Consider the following 12,831-nt stretch of genomic DNA (forward strand, 5'->3'; position numbering starts at 1 on the left):
TGCGGGCGGCATGCGATCGAAGCAGTCTGATCCGGTAAGCGGACATACGGACCGTGACATCCATTTCCGTTACCAGCAAAAGACGGCTTACTCTCGCACCGGGCTTGCGAGACGCCGCGAATACATAGAATTATATTACGCACCAATGCCGCATGCCAAAGTGAAGAACATCGGGAGGAACGAATGGCGGATAGGCTCAAGGGCAAGATTGCCATTATTTCAGGCGGGGCCACCGGCATGGGCGGAGCCGCCTCGCGCTTGTTCGCGGCAGAAGGTGCGAAGGTCGCGATCATCGACAGAAATGCCACAGCGGCGGCGGAGACGGTGCAGGCCATTCAACACGCAGGTGGCGTTGCCGATTATTGGATGGCTGACGTTTCGGACGAAGCAGCCGTCAATGCGGCCGTCAAAGGTATCGAAGAGCGTTTCGGCGCCGTGACCGTACTCTTCAATCATGCCGGCACCATAGTCATCAAGCCGTTCCTCGAGACAACATTGAAGGAATGGGAATGGTTGCATGGCGTCAATGTGCGATCCATGTTTCTCATGACGAAGGCAGTGCTGCCGGGCATGATTGGGGCCGGCGGCGGCTCCATCGTCTGCACATCATCGATCTCGGCGGTTGCGGCAACGCCGATGGAAGTGCTTTACGATACGACGAAAGGCGCCGTGCACATGTTCGCCCGCGCAATTGCCGTCGAGTTTCGCGATCGCAATATTCGTTGCAACGCCGTTTGCCCCGGCTTCATCCGCACGCCGCATGGTTTGCACGAGGTGGCAGCGCTGCAGGCCCTTGGTGTTGATGTTTCGGATGCAGCAATCGCCGCGCAGCAAGGCCGGATCGGAGAGCCGGAAGATGTAGCGCGCGCCGCCCTCTACCTCGCCTCCGACGAGTCCAATTTCGTCAATGGCATCCATCTTTTCGTCGACAACGGATTTACCGCGATCTGAACCTTTGACAGCCCGGCAACAGCGTCTCATTGCCGTCTTGCGAGGCCTGCAGGCTCTCTTGACGCAACTCAATATACAATATATAATAATGTATATTAATTTGAATAGAGAACAGCGCCATGAACGCCGCACAAATCAATGATCGACTGACAGTATCGGCCCAACCGGATACCGCCGCTTTCGCCGACCTTGCGGAACGCGGCTTCGTGGCGGTCATCAATGCTCGTCCGGACGGCGAAGAGCAGGGTCAACCCGGCAACGCCGCCGAGGCCGCCGCCGCTCGCGCTGTCGGTCTCGGCTATACCTTCCTGCCGGTCACCAACTCCACCATTACCGACGCAGATATCGAGGCCTTTCAGAAAACGTTGAAAGATGCGAAAGGGCCGGTCCTTGCCCATTGCAAGAGCGGGACGCGCGCGCTGGCGCTCTATGCAATCGGCGAGGTGCTCGACGGGCGGATGAAGCGCGAAGACGTGGTGGCCTTCGGTAAGGGTCATGGGTTTGACCTGACGGGCGCGGCCGACTGGCTCGCTCGAAAAGAGAGGAAAATCCCCCATGTCAGGGGCTTTTACGACGCGCGCACCGGCAGCATCCAGTACGTCGTCAGCGACCCGGCAACTCGGACTTGCGCCATCATCGATCCTGTCTTGGATTTCGACGAAAAATCCGGCGCCACCGCAACCCTCAACGCCGATGCGATCCTGGATTACGTGCATGCCGAAGAACTCACCGTTGAATGGATTCTCGATACCCATCCCCATGCCGATCATTTCACGGCAGCCTCCTACCTTAAGCAGAAGACTGGCGCATCGACCGCGATAGGCTCGCATGTGGTTGACATCCAGAAGCTCTGGAAAGACGTCTACAATCAGCCGGATATGGCTGCCGACGGCTCGCAATGGGATCGGATATTTGCCGATGGTGACACGTTCAAAGTCGGCAATCTTGAGGGGCGCGTAATATTCTCGCCCGGCCATACGCTTGCTTCCGTCACCTACGTCGTCGGCGACGCAGCCTTCATTCACGACACGCTATTCATGCCCGATTCGGGCACGGCGCGGACGGATTTTCCGGGCGGCAGTGCCAAGGCTTTGTGGAGTTCCATTCAGGCGATCCTGACGCTTCCCAATGAAACGCGCCTTTTCACCGGCCACGATTATCAACCTGGCGGTCGAAACCCGAAATGGGAGAGCACGCTCGATGAGCAGAAGCGGTCCAATCCGCATCTCGCCGACATGACGGAAGACCGATTTGTGGCGCTGCGCGAAGCGCGCGACCGGACACTGCCCATGCCGAAGCTAATCCTCCACGCACTTCAGGTGAATGTCCAGGGTGGTCGCTTGCCGGAGCCTGAGGGCAACGGCCGCCGTTATCTCAAGTTCCCGCTCGACGCATTGCAGGGGGCTGCATGGTAACGGAAATCGAAAAATCGGTTCTCTCCGCCATGTCACTCGAGGATATGGCGAGGCGGTCGGCCGAGGTCGCATCCCTCTTGCGGACATTGGCGCATCCCATGCGGCTGATACTCGCATGCACCCTGGCTGAAGGCGAATATTCGGTCAGCGAATTGGAGGAAAAGCTCGGCATCCATCAGCCCAATCTGTCGCAACAGCTCGGCGTGTTGCGCGAAGCGGGTATTGTCGAGACCCGTCGAGAGGCCAAGCAGATCTTCTACCGATTGACGGAGGAGAAAGCCGCGCAGCTTATCGAAGCGCTCTATTCGATCTTCTGCCTGCCGGAGGAAAGGTCATGACCCCATACTTGCCCGCACTCCTCGGCGGCATGCTGCTCGGCCTGTCGGCGGTGCTGCTCCTGCTCGTCAATGGCCGGATTGCAGGTATCAGCGGCATTGTCGGCCGTCTTCTCGGTGGGCATCAGGTTGCGACAAACATGGCTTTCATCCTCGGTCTAGCCGTGGGACCTCTTGCCTACGCGACAACCTTCGGGCACCTGCCAGTGGTGAGAATTGCCACCTCCTGGCCGATGGTCCTGGCCGCCGGCCTACTTGTTGGCATCGGCACCCGCATGGGATCGGGATGCACCTCTGGCCACGGCATTATCGGCCTTGCCCGCTTTTCAAAGCGCTCTCTCGCGGCGACTGTCACCTTCCTTACAGCAGGGATCGTCATGGCGACGATCATTGGAACCCTGAGATGAACAGCCAAACCTTAGCAATGTCAGCCGCCTCCATGCTTGCGGGGGTAATCTTCGGCTTCGGTCTCTCCTTGTCCGGAATGATCGATCCCGCGCGGGTCCTCGGCTTCCTCGATGTGGCGGGCGGTCATTGGGATCCCAGCCTGATTTTCGTGCTTGGCGGCGCGCTGCTGGTTGCAACGCCCGGCGTCATGCTTATACGCCGGCTGCGGAAGCCCATGCTCGATGGGCAATTTCACATGCCACAGGCGACGGCGCTCGATACACGCCTTCTTGTGGGCTCAGCGATCTTTGGTTGTGGCTGGGGCTTGGCTGGCCTCTGCCCCGGCCCGGCCGTTTCCGCCCTTTCGATGCCACTGCCGCCCATCTTCCTCTTCGTTGCTACCATGGCGGTCGGCATGGTGCTCTACGATCGTTTGCTTGCACGGTTGCTGTAATATCAATGTTGCGGCAATTCCACGAAAAGCCAGCAGCGCTTTTCCTGGAAAGAAAGCACTACCGAAATATTCGTCGTGCTGCTTTCTTTGATGTTCAGAGACGTCAGCGGAGACCGGCAATCCCAGGCCTACAAACTACAAGCTTTAAATCCGAAACGCACAGAGGCCCGCCTCAACACGGTACACGCATGGCGACATGACAGCCGTGAACGCCATAAGGCGGGTCGATCCTATCGAGGATCGATCATTGCCGGCAAACTCTTAGCAAGAATGCGTGGCACGTATCTGCCATTTATCGGCCGTCCTCGCCGCCATTTGCCAGCGGAACGAATAATCCGAGTTTCACGTCCCGCAACACCACATTCGTATGCATGCGGCGGATCTGGGGATTTTCCGCCATGATCAAGGCGGCGATGTCGTCATAGTGCTCGACATTGCTGGCGGTGACGATCGCAATGAGGTCAACAGCGCCGGTGACATAATAGACCTGCTGGATGTGATCCTGTTTTTCCGCCCAAAGGCGGAACTTGGCAAGCGCGTCGTAGTTGTCCCGCTCGATCTCCATACCGACGATGAAGACCATCGAGGTTCCGGTCGCCTTGCGGTCCACGACCGCAATTTCCGCCTTGATGATACCATCCTCGCGCAACCGCTTCAGACGCCGCTGCACGGCGGAGGTCGAAAGGCCAACCTCGTCGGCGATTGCTTCAGCGGTGAGCTGACAGTTGCGTTGGACGATATCGAGAATATCGCGATCAAAACGATCCAGACTTTCCATCCCCATTCCTCTGGCCCATTCCTCTGGCAGATCGGTGAAATTGCGTGGTGAGATCCCTGTTCTATCACAAAAGATGCGCTTGAAATAGATTTTTGCTTTTTTTGTGCAAAATGATCGAAAATTGCGCGCAAACTCCGCTCATCTTCGCGATATTCTCCGCAAATTGTCTTTTATCGGAATCATGCATGGCAGAGCCGTCCTCCCTGGCACTTTGTGTGGAAGATCTTCACAAGAGCTTTGGTTCACACGAAGTCCTCAAGGGCGTTTCAACCACGGCCAGGCAAGGCGATGTCATTGCCATCATCGGCTCGTCCGGTTCCGGCAAGAGCACGTTTCTGCGATGCATAAACCTGCTCGAAATGCCCGACCGCGGACGCATCGTCGTCAATGGCGAGGAAATCGCCTTGAAGCAGGCACGCCAAGGACGGACGCAGCCGAAAAGTTGGCGGCAGATCGAGCGGATCCGCAGGGGCCTCGGCATGGTATTCCAGAGCTTCAATCTCTGGGCGCACATGACCGTACTCGAAAACGTCATCGAGGCTCCGGTGCATGTTCTAGGGGTCCCTCGCCGCGAGGCGATCGAAAAGGCGCAGGCTCTTCTCGACAAAGTCGGACTTTATGACAAGCGCGATGCCTATCCGGCCTTTCTCTCCGGAGGTCAGCAGCAAAGGGCAGCGATCGCTCGCGCCCTCTGCATCGACCCGGCGGTGATGCTCTTCGACGAGCCGACATCGGCGCTCGACCCGGAACTGGTCGGCGAAGTGCTCAAGGTCATCCGCGATCTCGCGGAAGAAGGCCGGACCATGCTGCTGGTCACGCATGAAATGCGCTTTGCCCGCGACGTCTCGAGCCACGTTCTTTTTCTGCACCAGGGACGGATCGAAGAAGAAGGCGCGCCGGAGCAGGTCTTCGATGCGCCGCTCAGCGCCCGCTGCCGTGAATTCACCGGCATGCTTTCACCCTGATCTTCCCCGCACAGACAACAACACCAGGAGAACTCCGCACATGAAACTGCTTCCCATGCTGCTTGCCGGCGTAACACTTGCCCTTTCCACCATCACGGCACAGGCCGAGGTCCGTTTCGGAATCATGAACGAATCCTATCCGCCATTTTTCGCCAAGGATGCCTCCGGCAAATGGCAGGGCTGGGAAATCGACATGATGGACGCCGTTTGCGAGCAGATGAAAGAGAAGTGCTCGATCGTCGAGCTTTCCTGGGACGGTCTCATTCCGGCGCTTCAGAGCAAGAAGTTCGATGTCATCTGGTCGTCGATGTCGAACACGGCGGAACGTTCGAAGGTCATCGATTTCACGGACAAATACTACAATACGCCCAGCACGCTGATCGGTCCGAAGGATCAGAAGCCCGGAGCGACGGCGGACGATGTCAAGGGCAAGACCATCGGCATCCAGGTGTCGACCATTCAGTCGGAATACTACAAGAAGTACTTTGCCAAGGTCGCGGACGAAAAGACCTACCAGACGCTCGACGAGGCGTTTCAGGATCTTGCCGCCGGTCGCATCGATTATGTCTTCGGCGATTCACTTGCTCTCGATGCCTTCCTGACGAGCGACGGCGGCAAGGATTGCTGTGCCAAGATGGGCGACGTGGCCGACGACAAGGAAATCCTCGGAGCCGGCGTTTCCGGTGGCCTGCGCAAGGAAGACACCGCGCTCAAGGCAAAGCTCAATGCAGCCATCGCGGCGGTGCGCACCAGCGGCAAATACGACGAAATCACCAAGAAGTATTTCAGCTTCGACATCTACGGCGCCAAGTAAACGACGCGACGATGGCGATCTCCCAGCAAGGCATTCTCGATCTGCTCTCCCCCTATCCGCCCGGATGGGGCGGAGTACTGTTGACGGGAGCCGCCTCCACGGTCGCCATCTCCGCCGGTGCTTTTATGATCGGCCTCGCCCTCGGCATCGGCGGTGCGCTTGGCAAGCTTTCCGGCATCAGGCCACTGAGCCTTTTGCTGGAACTCTACACCACCGCCGTCCGTGCGGTCCCCGAACTGATCCTGATCGTCGGGCTTTACTATGCGGGAATGGACGGTCTCAACCGGATCTTCGCGGCGCTTAATTTCCCGGTCTTCGAACTGAATGGTTTCGCGGTCGCCGTCGCCGTGCTCGCCTTCGTGCAGGGCGCCTACATGACGGAGGTGCTGCGCGGCGCAATCCTTGCCATTCCCATCGGCCAAGTCGAGGCGGCAAAGGCTTTCGGCATGGGGCCTGGTCTGCGTTTCCGCCGCATCATCCTGCCGGCCCTGCTGCCGAACGCGCTACCTGGACTTGCCAATTTATGGATGTCGGTCACCAAAGACAGCGCGCTCGTCGCCGTCGTCGGCTACCAGGAGCTCGCTCTTGCCACGCGCCTCGCCGGTGCGAGCACCAAGCATTACTTCATCTTTTTCCTGGCCTCCGCCCTCATCTATCTCGCCCTGACGCTCGTTTCGAATGCCGTGTTCAAGCTGATCGAACGCCGGGTGCGGCGCGGCCAACCGAAGCTCGCGTGAGGAGAGTTGGCATGACCTTCTCATGGATAAATTCTTATTGGCCGCTCCTGTTGACGGGGGCCTGGCAAACGCTGTCATTGCTCGCCATTTCCGTCATCTTCGGCTTCATCATCGCAATCGGCCTCGCCTTCGCGCAGATCAGCAGCAGTCGTCTTCTCCGATATCTCGCCAGCGGTTATTGCACCTTCTTCCGGGGCACGCCGCTGCTGATACAGCTCTGGCTGCTCTATTACGGCGTCGGCTCTCTTTTGCCGATGATCCCCGGTCTTCGCCAGAGCCTGCTTTGGCCGATCTTGCGCGAAGGCTTTTTCTTCGCCGCCGTCAGCTTCACGCTGAATTACGCGGCATACGAAGCGGAGGTGCTGCGCGGCGCATTGCTTGCCGTTCCGAAAGGCGAGCTGGAGGCCGGGCGCGCTTTTGGCATGCGGCCGTTGACGCTGACGCGGCGCATCTGGCTGCCGCGCGCCATTCGCATTGCGCTGCCGACGATCGGCGGCGAAATCGTCATGCAGCTGAAAGCGACGCCGCTGGCTTTCACCGTCACGGTGATGGATCTCTACGCCGTTGCCACCAAGGTGCGTCAGGACACACTGCTCGTCTACGAGCCGCTGATCGTCGTGACCATCTTCTACCTCATCATCACCGCCATTATCGCGCGAGCCTTCCGCTTCCTGGAGGCGCAGGTTCCCGTGCGGCGCTAACCACGGCATGTCGCGGAGGCTCCCACCTCTCCGCATGTCCAATCTATTCTGGAGATCCCATTCATGAGCAAACTCTTGATCCTCGACGGCGGCATGAGCCGTGAACTCCTTCGCCTCGGCGCCGAGCTGAAGCAGCCGGAATGGTCGGCACTCGCGCTGATCAATTCGCCCGAGATCGTTCGACAGGTCCATGACGAATTCATCGCCGCCGGCTCCGACGTCATAACCACCAACAGCTACGCGCTGGTACCATTCCACATCGGTGAAGAGCGGTTCTCGGCGGAGGGAGCTGCCCTGATTGCGCGCGCGGGGCAATTGGCGCGCGACGCCGCCGACGCTTGTAAGGACCGTAAAATCCTGGTTGCCGGTTCCTTGCCGCCGATCTTCGGTTCCTATGAGCCGCAGAACTTCGATCCGTCTCGGGTCCAGGACTATCTCAAGGTTCTGGTGGCAAATCTCGATCCCTATGTCGATGTCTGGCTCGGCGAAACCCTGAGCCTGATCGCCGAGGGGGAAGCCGTTCGCATTGCCGTCGCCGAAACCGGCAAGCCGTTCTGGATCTCGTTCACGCTCGCCGATGACGCAGCACAGCGGAACGGCGCCTCTCCCAAGCTCCGATCCGGAGAAACGGTGGAGGATGCGGCCCAATGGGCCGCTTCTTCGGGTGCAGAGGCGCTTCTGTTCAATTGCAGCAAGCCGGAAGTCATGCGTGAAGCCGTCGACGCGGCTGGACAGGTCTTCAAGAGCGGCGGTTCTGCCCTCCGGATTGGCGTCTATGCCAACGCCTTCGAGGGCGAACAAGGCGAATCCGCCGCCAACGAAGGCCTGCATGCGACCCGCGACGACCTGAACGACGACGCCTATTCACGCTTCGCCTGTTCATGGGTCGATGCCGGCGCAACCATGGTCGGCGGTTGCTGCGGGATTGGCGCGGGACACATTCACCAGCTGAAGCGGTCACTCATGCATGCCGTTGAGGCGGCAAGTGACACTTAAGGGTTCGTAACAAGTATCGGTATTCCAGTATCGGCCTGCAACGATGAAGCTCGGCGACCGTGCGCCGAGCTTCAGAACCGATCAATTGCGTCGGAAAGGCCGTTAGCAGGCAGCCATGGTGATACCCTCGGTCTCAAAGTTCATGAGGGCCGCGCAGGCTTTGTGAACTGCTGTGATCGCAGTTTTCAATTCCGTTTCACTTCGGCGTGACATCGAAGCCGAACCACTTCTGCGACAGCTTGGCGATCGTGCCATCCGCCTTGGCTGCAGCGATCGCGTCGTTGAACATGGCCTTCAGGTCGGTATCGTCCTTGCGTAAACCAACCGAGCTGCCCCGGCCGAGCATCCCGCCCTGGAAACGCGGGCCTGTGACGATCATGTCCTCATTGCCCGGCTTTGCCGCCGCTGTCGAAAGATAGGCCATGGATGCCATGATGAGGTCGACACGGCCAGCCTTCAAATCGAGATCGTGCTGCTCGGTCGTCTTGTATTCGCGGATATCGGCGATACCCTTCAAATATTTGTCGAGGAAGGTCGCAGCGATCGATGCGGTCTGTACGCCGATTGTCTTGCCCTTGAGCAGCGGTTCGACCTGCTTCAGCGCGGTGGCGGCACCGGCCTCGTCCGTCGCCAGCGAAAATACCTCACCTTTCAAAGGCAGATTGGCAAGCGGGGAGTCTTTCAATGTCGCAAAGGTCTGACCCGTCGTGCCGTAGGAATCGCTGAAGGCAATGACTTCCTCACGCTTGGCGGTTGCCGACATGCCGGAGATGATCGCATCGAACTTGCCGGCATTCAGTGCCGGGATCATGCCGTCAAAGGGCTGGATTACGGTCGTGCATTCGACCTTCATATGGGCGCAGAAATATTTGATTAGCTCGATTTCGTAGCCATCGAGGCTGCCGTCGGCCTTGGTGAAGTTCCATGGGCGAAACGCGCCCTCGGTTGCGATCGTCACATGTGTCCATTTCTTGTCCTCGGCGCGTACAGCCGTCGAAGCGCCCAAGGTGGCAATCAACATGATCGCCGTCAGAATTCCGGTCAGGTATTTCATGCTCTGGTTCCCCTTCTTGATTGAGCTAGATGAGTTATTGGCTGATGAACTGGCGGAAGCGCTCCGACCGTGAATTCGAAAAGACATCCTGAGGCTTGCCGTCTTCCTCGACGACGCCCTTGTGCAGGAAGATGACGCGGCTGGAGACGTCGCGGGCAAAACCCATCTCATGCGTGACGACCAGCATGGTGCGTCCTTCCTCGGCAAGCGAGCGCATGACGCGCAGCACTTCGCCGACAAGCTCGGGATCGAGCGCGGATGTCGGCTCATCGAACAGCATCACCTTTGGATGCATGGCGAGTGCTCGCGCAATCGCGGCGCGCTGCTGCTGGCCGCCGGAAAGGTGGGCGGGATAGAAATTGCGCTTGTCGGCAATGCCGACTTTGGCAAGCAAGGCTTCGGCTTCCTCGATGCATTCGCCGCGCGAGCGGCGCTGAACATGGATTGGCGCTTCGATCAGGTTCTCGAGGATCGTTTTGTGAGACCAGAGATTGAAGCTCTGGAACACCATCGCGAGCTGGGAGCGGAGACGGTCGACCTGCTTTCCATCCGCAGCACGATGCGTGCCACGGGCATTGCGCTGCATGCGGATCGTTTCACCGGCGACGGTCACTTCTCCAGAATCCGGCGTTTCCAGCAGATTAATGCAACGCAGGAACGTCGATTTTCCCGAGCCGGACGAGCCGAGGATGGAGACGACATCGCCTTCCAGGGCATCGAGGGAGATGCCCTTGAGGACCTCGACAGGCCCGAAGCTCTTATGCATGTCGCGCACGCTGAGTGCGATTGGCGTGGTCGTCATTGTGGTTCTCCTGCAGGGGTCGCCGTAGCGGCGCTCTCTCGGACGACGGGAAGTGGGGCGCGCAGATGCGGACTCAGCCTGTACTCGGCAAATTGAATGAGACGCGTGAGCACGAAATTGATGGCGAGATAGATGGCCCCGGAGACCACGAAGACCTCGATTGCCCGGTAGGTCTCCGAGATGATCTTGGCAGCGACGCCCGTCACCTCCATCAATGTGATGATTGAGGCAAGTGAGGTCGCCTTGACCATCGATATCATTTCGTTGCCGTAGCCGGGCAAGGCTTGGCGGATCGCCAGCGGCAGGACGATCCGGCGAAACATCAAGAAGCGATGCATGCCGCAAGCACGGGCGGCTTCGATCTGACCCTGCGGTACCGAAAGCAGGCCACCACGAATAATTTCGCTGGCATAGGCCGCGGTATTCAAGGTCAGTGCCAGAACCGCACACCAGTAGGGATCGCGCAGGAATGGCCAGAAGATGCTGTGGCGTATGGTCGGAAACTGGCCGAGGCCGTAATAGATGAGAAATATCTGCACCAACAGCGGCGTGCCGCGGAAGACAAATACATAGAGCCGCGCGAACCAGTCCAGCACCGCGATGCCCGAAAGGCGGGCAAGCGCCAGCAACAGCGCCAAAATGGCGCCGAGGCAGATCGACGTCACGGCAAGCTCGATCGTCAGCGGAATTGCCGCGACCAGGTTGAGGAACGTTTCTTCAAGAAACTGCCAATCCATCAGCGTCTCCTCACGCCACGCGACAGATGCCGCTCGGCCTGCCGGAGGATGAGGCTCGAAAGGGTCGAGATCATCAGATAGATTGCCCCGGCGATCAGGTAAAAATCGAATGGAAGCCCGGTCGATCCCGCACCGACTTGGGCCTGACGCAAGAGTTCGGCGACACCGGTGATCGATACCAGCGCCGATTCCTTCAGGACGACCTGCCAGACATTCCCGAGACCAGGAAGCGCGTGACGCAGGGTCAGCGGCGCGATGATCCTCCGCAGACGAAGCCAGCGCGACATGCCGCAAGCAATGGCAGCCTCGATCTCGCCTGGGTGGACCGCCTTGAACCCACCGCGCAGCACTTCCGTAAACTGGGCACCAGAGGTGACGCCCACAGCGAGGGAACCGGCAAGAAAGCCGGGAAAGCCAAGGAAACCCTCTGCCCCGAAAAGCTTGCCGATAGCCGTCACTAGGGCACTACCGCCGAAATAGAACAGATAGATGACGAGCAGATCGGGGATACCGCGCAGCACCGTGGTATAGGCGTCCGCAGTCGCGCGAGAAAAGCCGTTGCCGGCGATCTTGGCCCATGCGCCAAGCGTTCCGATGCAGGCGCCGACAGCATAGCCGGCGATCGCTACCAGAATGGTCATCCACGCGCCGGCCAGAAGAGCGTGTCCCCAACCATCCGGACCGAAGCCAGCAAGCTCAAATAAACCCGGCTGGTTCATGATGCTACCCCGAAAGAGCAGCTTTTTGCAGCAACTGACATTGTCATAGCCTCAGCGAAGGGTGACCCGTCGAAAGGGCGCTCAATTGACGTCGAAGGCCGGAGTGAGGTCGATCTTGCTCCACTTTTCCGAGAGCTGCTTGATCGTGCCATCCTTGGCGGCCTGCTTGATCGCCTCATCGAATTTGGCCTTCAAATCCGTCTCGCCCTTGCGCATGCCGAGTGCGACTTCAGTTGCAAGCATCGCGCCCTTCACCAGCGGGCCCGACATCATCAGATCGTCGTTGCCGGGCTTGCCGAGCACGGAGGTTTCATAAACACCGCTGTCGAAACCAGCATCGATGCGCCCGGCCTTCAGATCCAGGTCGCGCTCGCCGGAATTTTTGTAGGCGCGCACGGTGACGTCGGATCCGAAATAGGCGTTGATCAACTGCTCCTGGCTGGTCGACTGGACCACACCGACGGTCTTTCCCTTGAGAGCCTTGCCGATTTCGGCCATCACCGGATCGGCTTTGGTCTTGTCGTTCAGGTTCAGCCGTTCACCGGTCATCGGCAGGGAAGAGACCGGCCCGTCCTTCAAAAGCAGGAAACTCGCAACGCCGCTTGCATAGGGCACAGTGAAATCGACCACCTGCTTGCGCTTCTCGTTAATGCCGAGTGTCATTACCAGATCGAACTTGCCGGCATTGAGGCTCGGGATCATCGCATTCCATTCGCCGGCAATCAGTTCGCAATTGACCTTGGCGCGCTTGCACAGGTCGTTGATGAGGTCGACGTCGAAGCCGGCGAGCTTGCCGCTCGAATCCATGAGGTTCCAGGGCGGAAAGGCGCCTTCAATGCCGACCTTTACATCCGTCCAGTCCTTGGCGCCGGCGGTGAACGGAGCCAGTAACGCAACGGCGCCGAACAATGCGGCAAGCAGATTTCTATTCTTCATTTTCAGTTCCCTTTTTTCGGCCAGTAAATGACCGCTTGTTTGATCTGGAA

16 protein-coding genes are annotated in these 12,831 nt (G+C 59.0%); 10 read left to right on the forward strand and 6 right to left on the reverse strand.

Annotated features, from left to right (window positions below; genetic code table 11):
* Positions 1 to 183 precede the first annotated feature (183 nt).
* The 5 genes from HGP16_RS14365 (at position 184) to HGP16_RS14385 (ending at position 3,542) form a co-directional block, all read left to right on the forward strand.
* A complete protein-coding gene (locus HGP16_RS14365) occupies positions 184 to 951 on the forward strand; it encodes an SDR family NAD(P)-dependent oxidoreductase (RefSeq protein ID WP_168840685.1) in 768 nt (255 codons plus the stop codon).
* Between the two features lie 119 nt (positions 952 to 1,070).
* Positions 1,071 to 2,366: a bifunctional sulfur transferase/dioxygenase Blh gene (gene blh / locus HGP16_RS14370; RefSeq protein WP_168840686.1), complete on the forward strand. Its 1,296-nt coding sequence runs from the start codon at positions 1,071 to 1,073 to the stop codon at positions 2,364 to 2,366.
* Positions 2,360 to 2,704: a sulfite-sensing transcriptional repressor BigR gene (gene bigR, locus HGP16_RS14375; RefSeq protein ID WP_168840687.1), complete on the forward strand. Its 345-nt coding sequence runs from the start codon at positions 2,360 to 2,362 to the stop codon at positions 2,702 to 2,704. Before blh ends, bigR begins: the two co-directional genes overlap by 7 nt.
* Positions 2,701 to 3,108, forward strand: coding sequence for a YeeE/YedE family protein (locus HGP16_RS14380; protein ID WP_168840688.1), 408 nt, complete (start codon positions 2,701 to 2,703; stop codon positions 3,106 to 3,108). The genes bigR and HGP16_RS14380 overlap by 4 nt, the downstream gene beginning before the upstream one ends.
* A complete protein-coding gene (locus HGP16_RS14385) occupies positions 3,105 to 3,542 on the forward strand; it encodes a YeeE/YedE family protein (protein ID WP_168840689.1) in 438 nt (145 codons plus the stop codon). Before HGP16_RS14380 ends, HGP16_RS14385 begins: the two co-directional genes overlap by 4 nt.
* Before the next feature lie 292 nt (positions 3,543 to 3,834).
* Here HGP16_RS14385 and HGP16_RS14390 read toward each other — a convergent pair whose 3' ends face one another.
* A complete protein-coding gene (locus tag HGP16_RS14390) occupies positions 3,835 to 4,320 on the reverse strand; it encodes an Lrp/AsnC family transcriptional regulator (protein WP_168840690.1) in 486 nt (161 codons plus the stop codon).
* 185 nt (positions 4,321 to 4,505) lie between these two features.
* On the opposite strand from HGP16_RS14390, the gene HGP16_RS14395 reads away from it, so the two are divergent.
* From HGP16_RS14395 to HGP16_RS14415, 5 genes are all read left to right on the forward strand, one after another.
* Positions 4,506 to 5,285: an ABC transporter ATP-binding protein gene (locus HGP16_RS14395; RefSeq protein WP_168840691.1), complete on the forward strand. Its 780-nt coding sequence runs from the start codon at positions 4,506 to 4,508 to the stop codon at positions 5,283 to 5,285.
* A 40-nt stretch (positions 5,286 to 5,325) separates the two neighbouring features.
* Entirely contained in the window at positions 5,326 to 6,099 is a 774-nt protein-coding gene (locus tag HGP16_RS14400) for a transporter substrate-binding domain-containing protein (RefSeq protein WP_168840692.1), read from the forward strand.
* An 11-nt stretch (positions 6,100 to 6,110) separates the two neighbouring features.
* The gene (locus HGP16_RS14405; RefSeq protein ID WP_168840693.1) at positions 6,111 to 6,836 is read left to right on the forward strand and encodes an ABC transporter permease; all 726 of its coding nucleotides are present in this window, start codon (positions 6,111 to 6,113) and stop codon (positions 6,834 to 6,836) included.
* Positions 6,837 to 6,847: 11 nt separating this feature from the next.
* Positions 6,848 to 7,537 (forward strand): ABC transporter permease, encoded by a 690-nt coding sequence (locus HGP16_RS14410; RefSeq protein WP_168840694.1) that lies wholly within the window; start codon positions 6,848 to 6,850, stop codon positions 7,535 to 7,537.
* A gap of 63 nt (positions 7,538 to 7,600) precedes the next feature.
* Positions 7,601 to 8,533, forward strand: a complete 933-nt coding sequence (locus HGP16_RS14415) for a homocysteine S-methyltransferase family protein (RefSeq protein WP_168840695.1) — start codon at positions 7,601 to 7,603, stop codon at positions 8,531 to 8,533.
* A gap of 196 nt (positions 8,534 to 8,729) precedes the next feature.
* Here the strand turns inward: HGP16_RS14415 and HGP16_RS14420 are convergent, their stop codons facing one another.
* From HGP16_RS14420 to HGP16_RS14440, 5 genes are all read right to left on the reverse strand, one after another.
* Positions 8,730 to 9,587: a transporter substrate-binding domain-containing protein gene (locus HGP16_RS14420; RefSeq protein WP_168840696.1), complete on the reverse strand. Its 858-nt coding sequence runs from the start codon at positions 9,585 to 9,587 to the stop codon at positions 8,730 to 8,732.
* Between the two features lie 34 nt (positions 9,588 to 9,621).
* Positions 9,622 to 10,389 carry an ABC transporter ATP-binding protein gene (locus tag HGP16_RS14425; RefSeq protein ID WP_168840697.1) on the reverse strand — a complete coding sequence of 256 codons (768 nt, stop codon included), beginning with the start codon at positions 10,387 to 10,389 and terminating at the stop codon, positions 9,622 to 9,624.
* Entirely contained in the window at positions 10,386 to 11,126 is a 741-nt protein-coding gene (locus tag HGP16_RS14430) for an ABC transporter permease (protein ID WP_168840698.1), read from the reverse strand. The genes HGP16_RS14425 and HGP16_RS14430 overlap by 4 nt, the downstream gene beginning before the upstream one ends.
* Positions 11,126 to 11,845, reverse strand: coding sequence for an ABC transporter permease (locus tag HGP16_RS14435; protein ID WP_168840699.1), 720 nt, complete (start codon positions 11,843 to 11,845; stop codon positions 11,126 to 11,128). Before HGP16_RS14435 ends, HGP16_RS14430 begins: the two co-directional genes overlap by 1 nt.
* A gap of 81 nt (positions 11,846 to 11,926) precedes the next feature.
* Positions 11,927 to 12,781, reverse strand: a complete 855-nt coding sequence (locus HGP16_RS14440; RefSeq protein WP_168840700.1) for a transporter substrate-binding domain-containing protein — start codon at positions 12,779 to 12,781, stop codon at positions 11,927 to 11,929.
* Between the last annotated feature and the right edge of the window lie 50 nt (positions 12,782 to 12,831).

Source organism: Rhizobium sp. P40RR-XXII, assembly GCF_012641405.1.
Lineage (GTDB): Bacteria > Pseudomonadota > Alphaproteobacteria > Rhizobiales > Rhizobiaceae > Rhizobium.

What these genes read in the sequence shown, in the direction of transcription:
- HGP16_RS14365 (WP_168840685.1), top strand. Translation starts at nt 184, where the DNA reads ATGGCGGATAGGCTCAAGGGCAAGATTGCCATTATTTCAGGCGGGGCC.
- blh (WP_168840686.1), top strand. Translation starts at nt 1,071, where the DNA reads ATGAACGCCGCACAAATCAATGATCGACTGACAGTATCGGCCCAACCG.
- bigR (WP_168840687.1), top strand. Translation starts at nt 2,360, where the DNA reads ATGGTAACGGAAATCGAAAAATCGGTTCTCTCCGCCATGTCACTCGAG.
- HGP16_RS14380 (WP_168840688.1), top strand. Translation starts at nt 2,701, where the DNA reads ATGACCCCATACTTGCCCGCACTCCTCGGCGGCATGCTGCTCGGCCTG.
- HGP16_RS14385 (WP_168840689.1), top strand. Translation starts at nt 3,105, where the DNA reads ATGAACAGCCAAACCTTAGCAATGTCAGCCGCCTCCATGCTTGCGGGG.
- HGP16_RS14390 (WP_168840690.1), bottom strand. Translation starts at nt 4,320, where the DNA reads ATGGAAAGTCTGGATCGTTTTGATCGCGATATTCTCGATATCGTCCAA.
- HGP16_RS14395 (WP_168840691.1), top strand. Translation starts at nt 4,506, where the DNA reads ATGGCAGAGCCGTCCTCCCTGGCACTTTGTGTGGAAGATCTTCACAAG.
- HGP16_RS14400 (WP_168840692.1), top strand. Translation starts at nt 5,326, where the DNA reads ATGAAACTGCTTCCCATGCTGCTTGCCGGCGTAACACTTGCCCTTTCC.
- HGP16_RS14405 (WP_168840693.1), top strand. Translation starts at nt 6,111, where the DNA reads ATGGCGATCTCCCAGCAAGGCATTCTCGATCTGCTCTCCCCCTATCCG.
- HGP16_RS14410 (WP_168840694.1), top strand. Translation starts at nt 6,848, where the DNA reads ATGACCTTCTCATGGATAAATTCTTATTGGCCGCTCCTGTTGACGGGG.
- HGP16_RS14415 (WP_168840695.1), top strand. Translation starts at nt 7,601, where the DNA reads ATGAGCAAACTCTTGATCCTCGACGGCGGCATGAGCCGTGAACTCCTT.
- HGP16_RS14420 (WP_168840696.1), bottom strand. Translation starts at nt 9,587, where the DNA reads ATGAAATACCTGACCGGAATTCTGACGGCGATCATGTTGATTGCCACC.
- HGP16_RS14425 (WP_168840697.1), bottom strand. Translation starts at nt 10,389, where the DNA reads ATGACGACCACGCCAATCGCACTCAGCGTGCGCGACATGCATAAGAGC.
- HGP16_RS14430 (WP_168840698.1), bottom strand. Translation starts at nt 11,126, where the DNA reads ATGGATTGGCAGTTTCTTGAAGAAACGTTCCTCAACCTGGTCGCGGCA.
- HGP16_RS14435 (WP_168840699.1), bottom strand. Translation starts at nt 11,845, where the DNA reads ATGAACCAGCCGGGTTTATTTGAGCTTGCTGGCTTCGGTCCGGATGGT.
- HGP16_RS14440 (WP_168840700.1), bottom strand. Translation starts at nt 12,781, where the DNA reads ATGAAGAATAGAAATCTGCTTGCCGCATTGTTCGGCGCCGTTGCGTTA.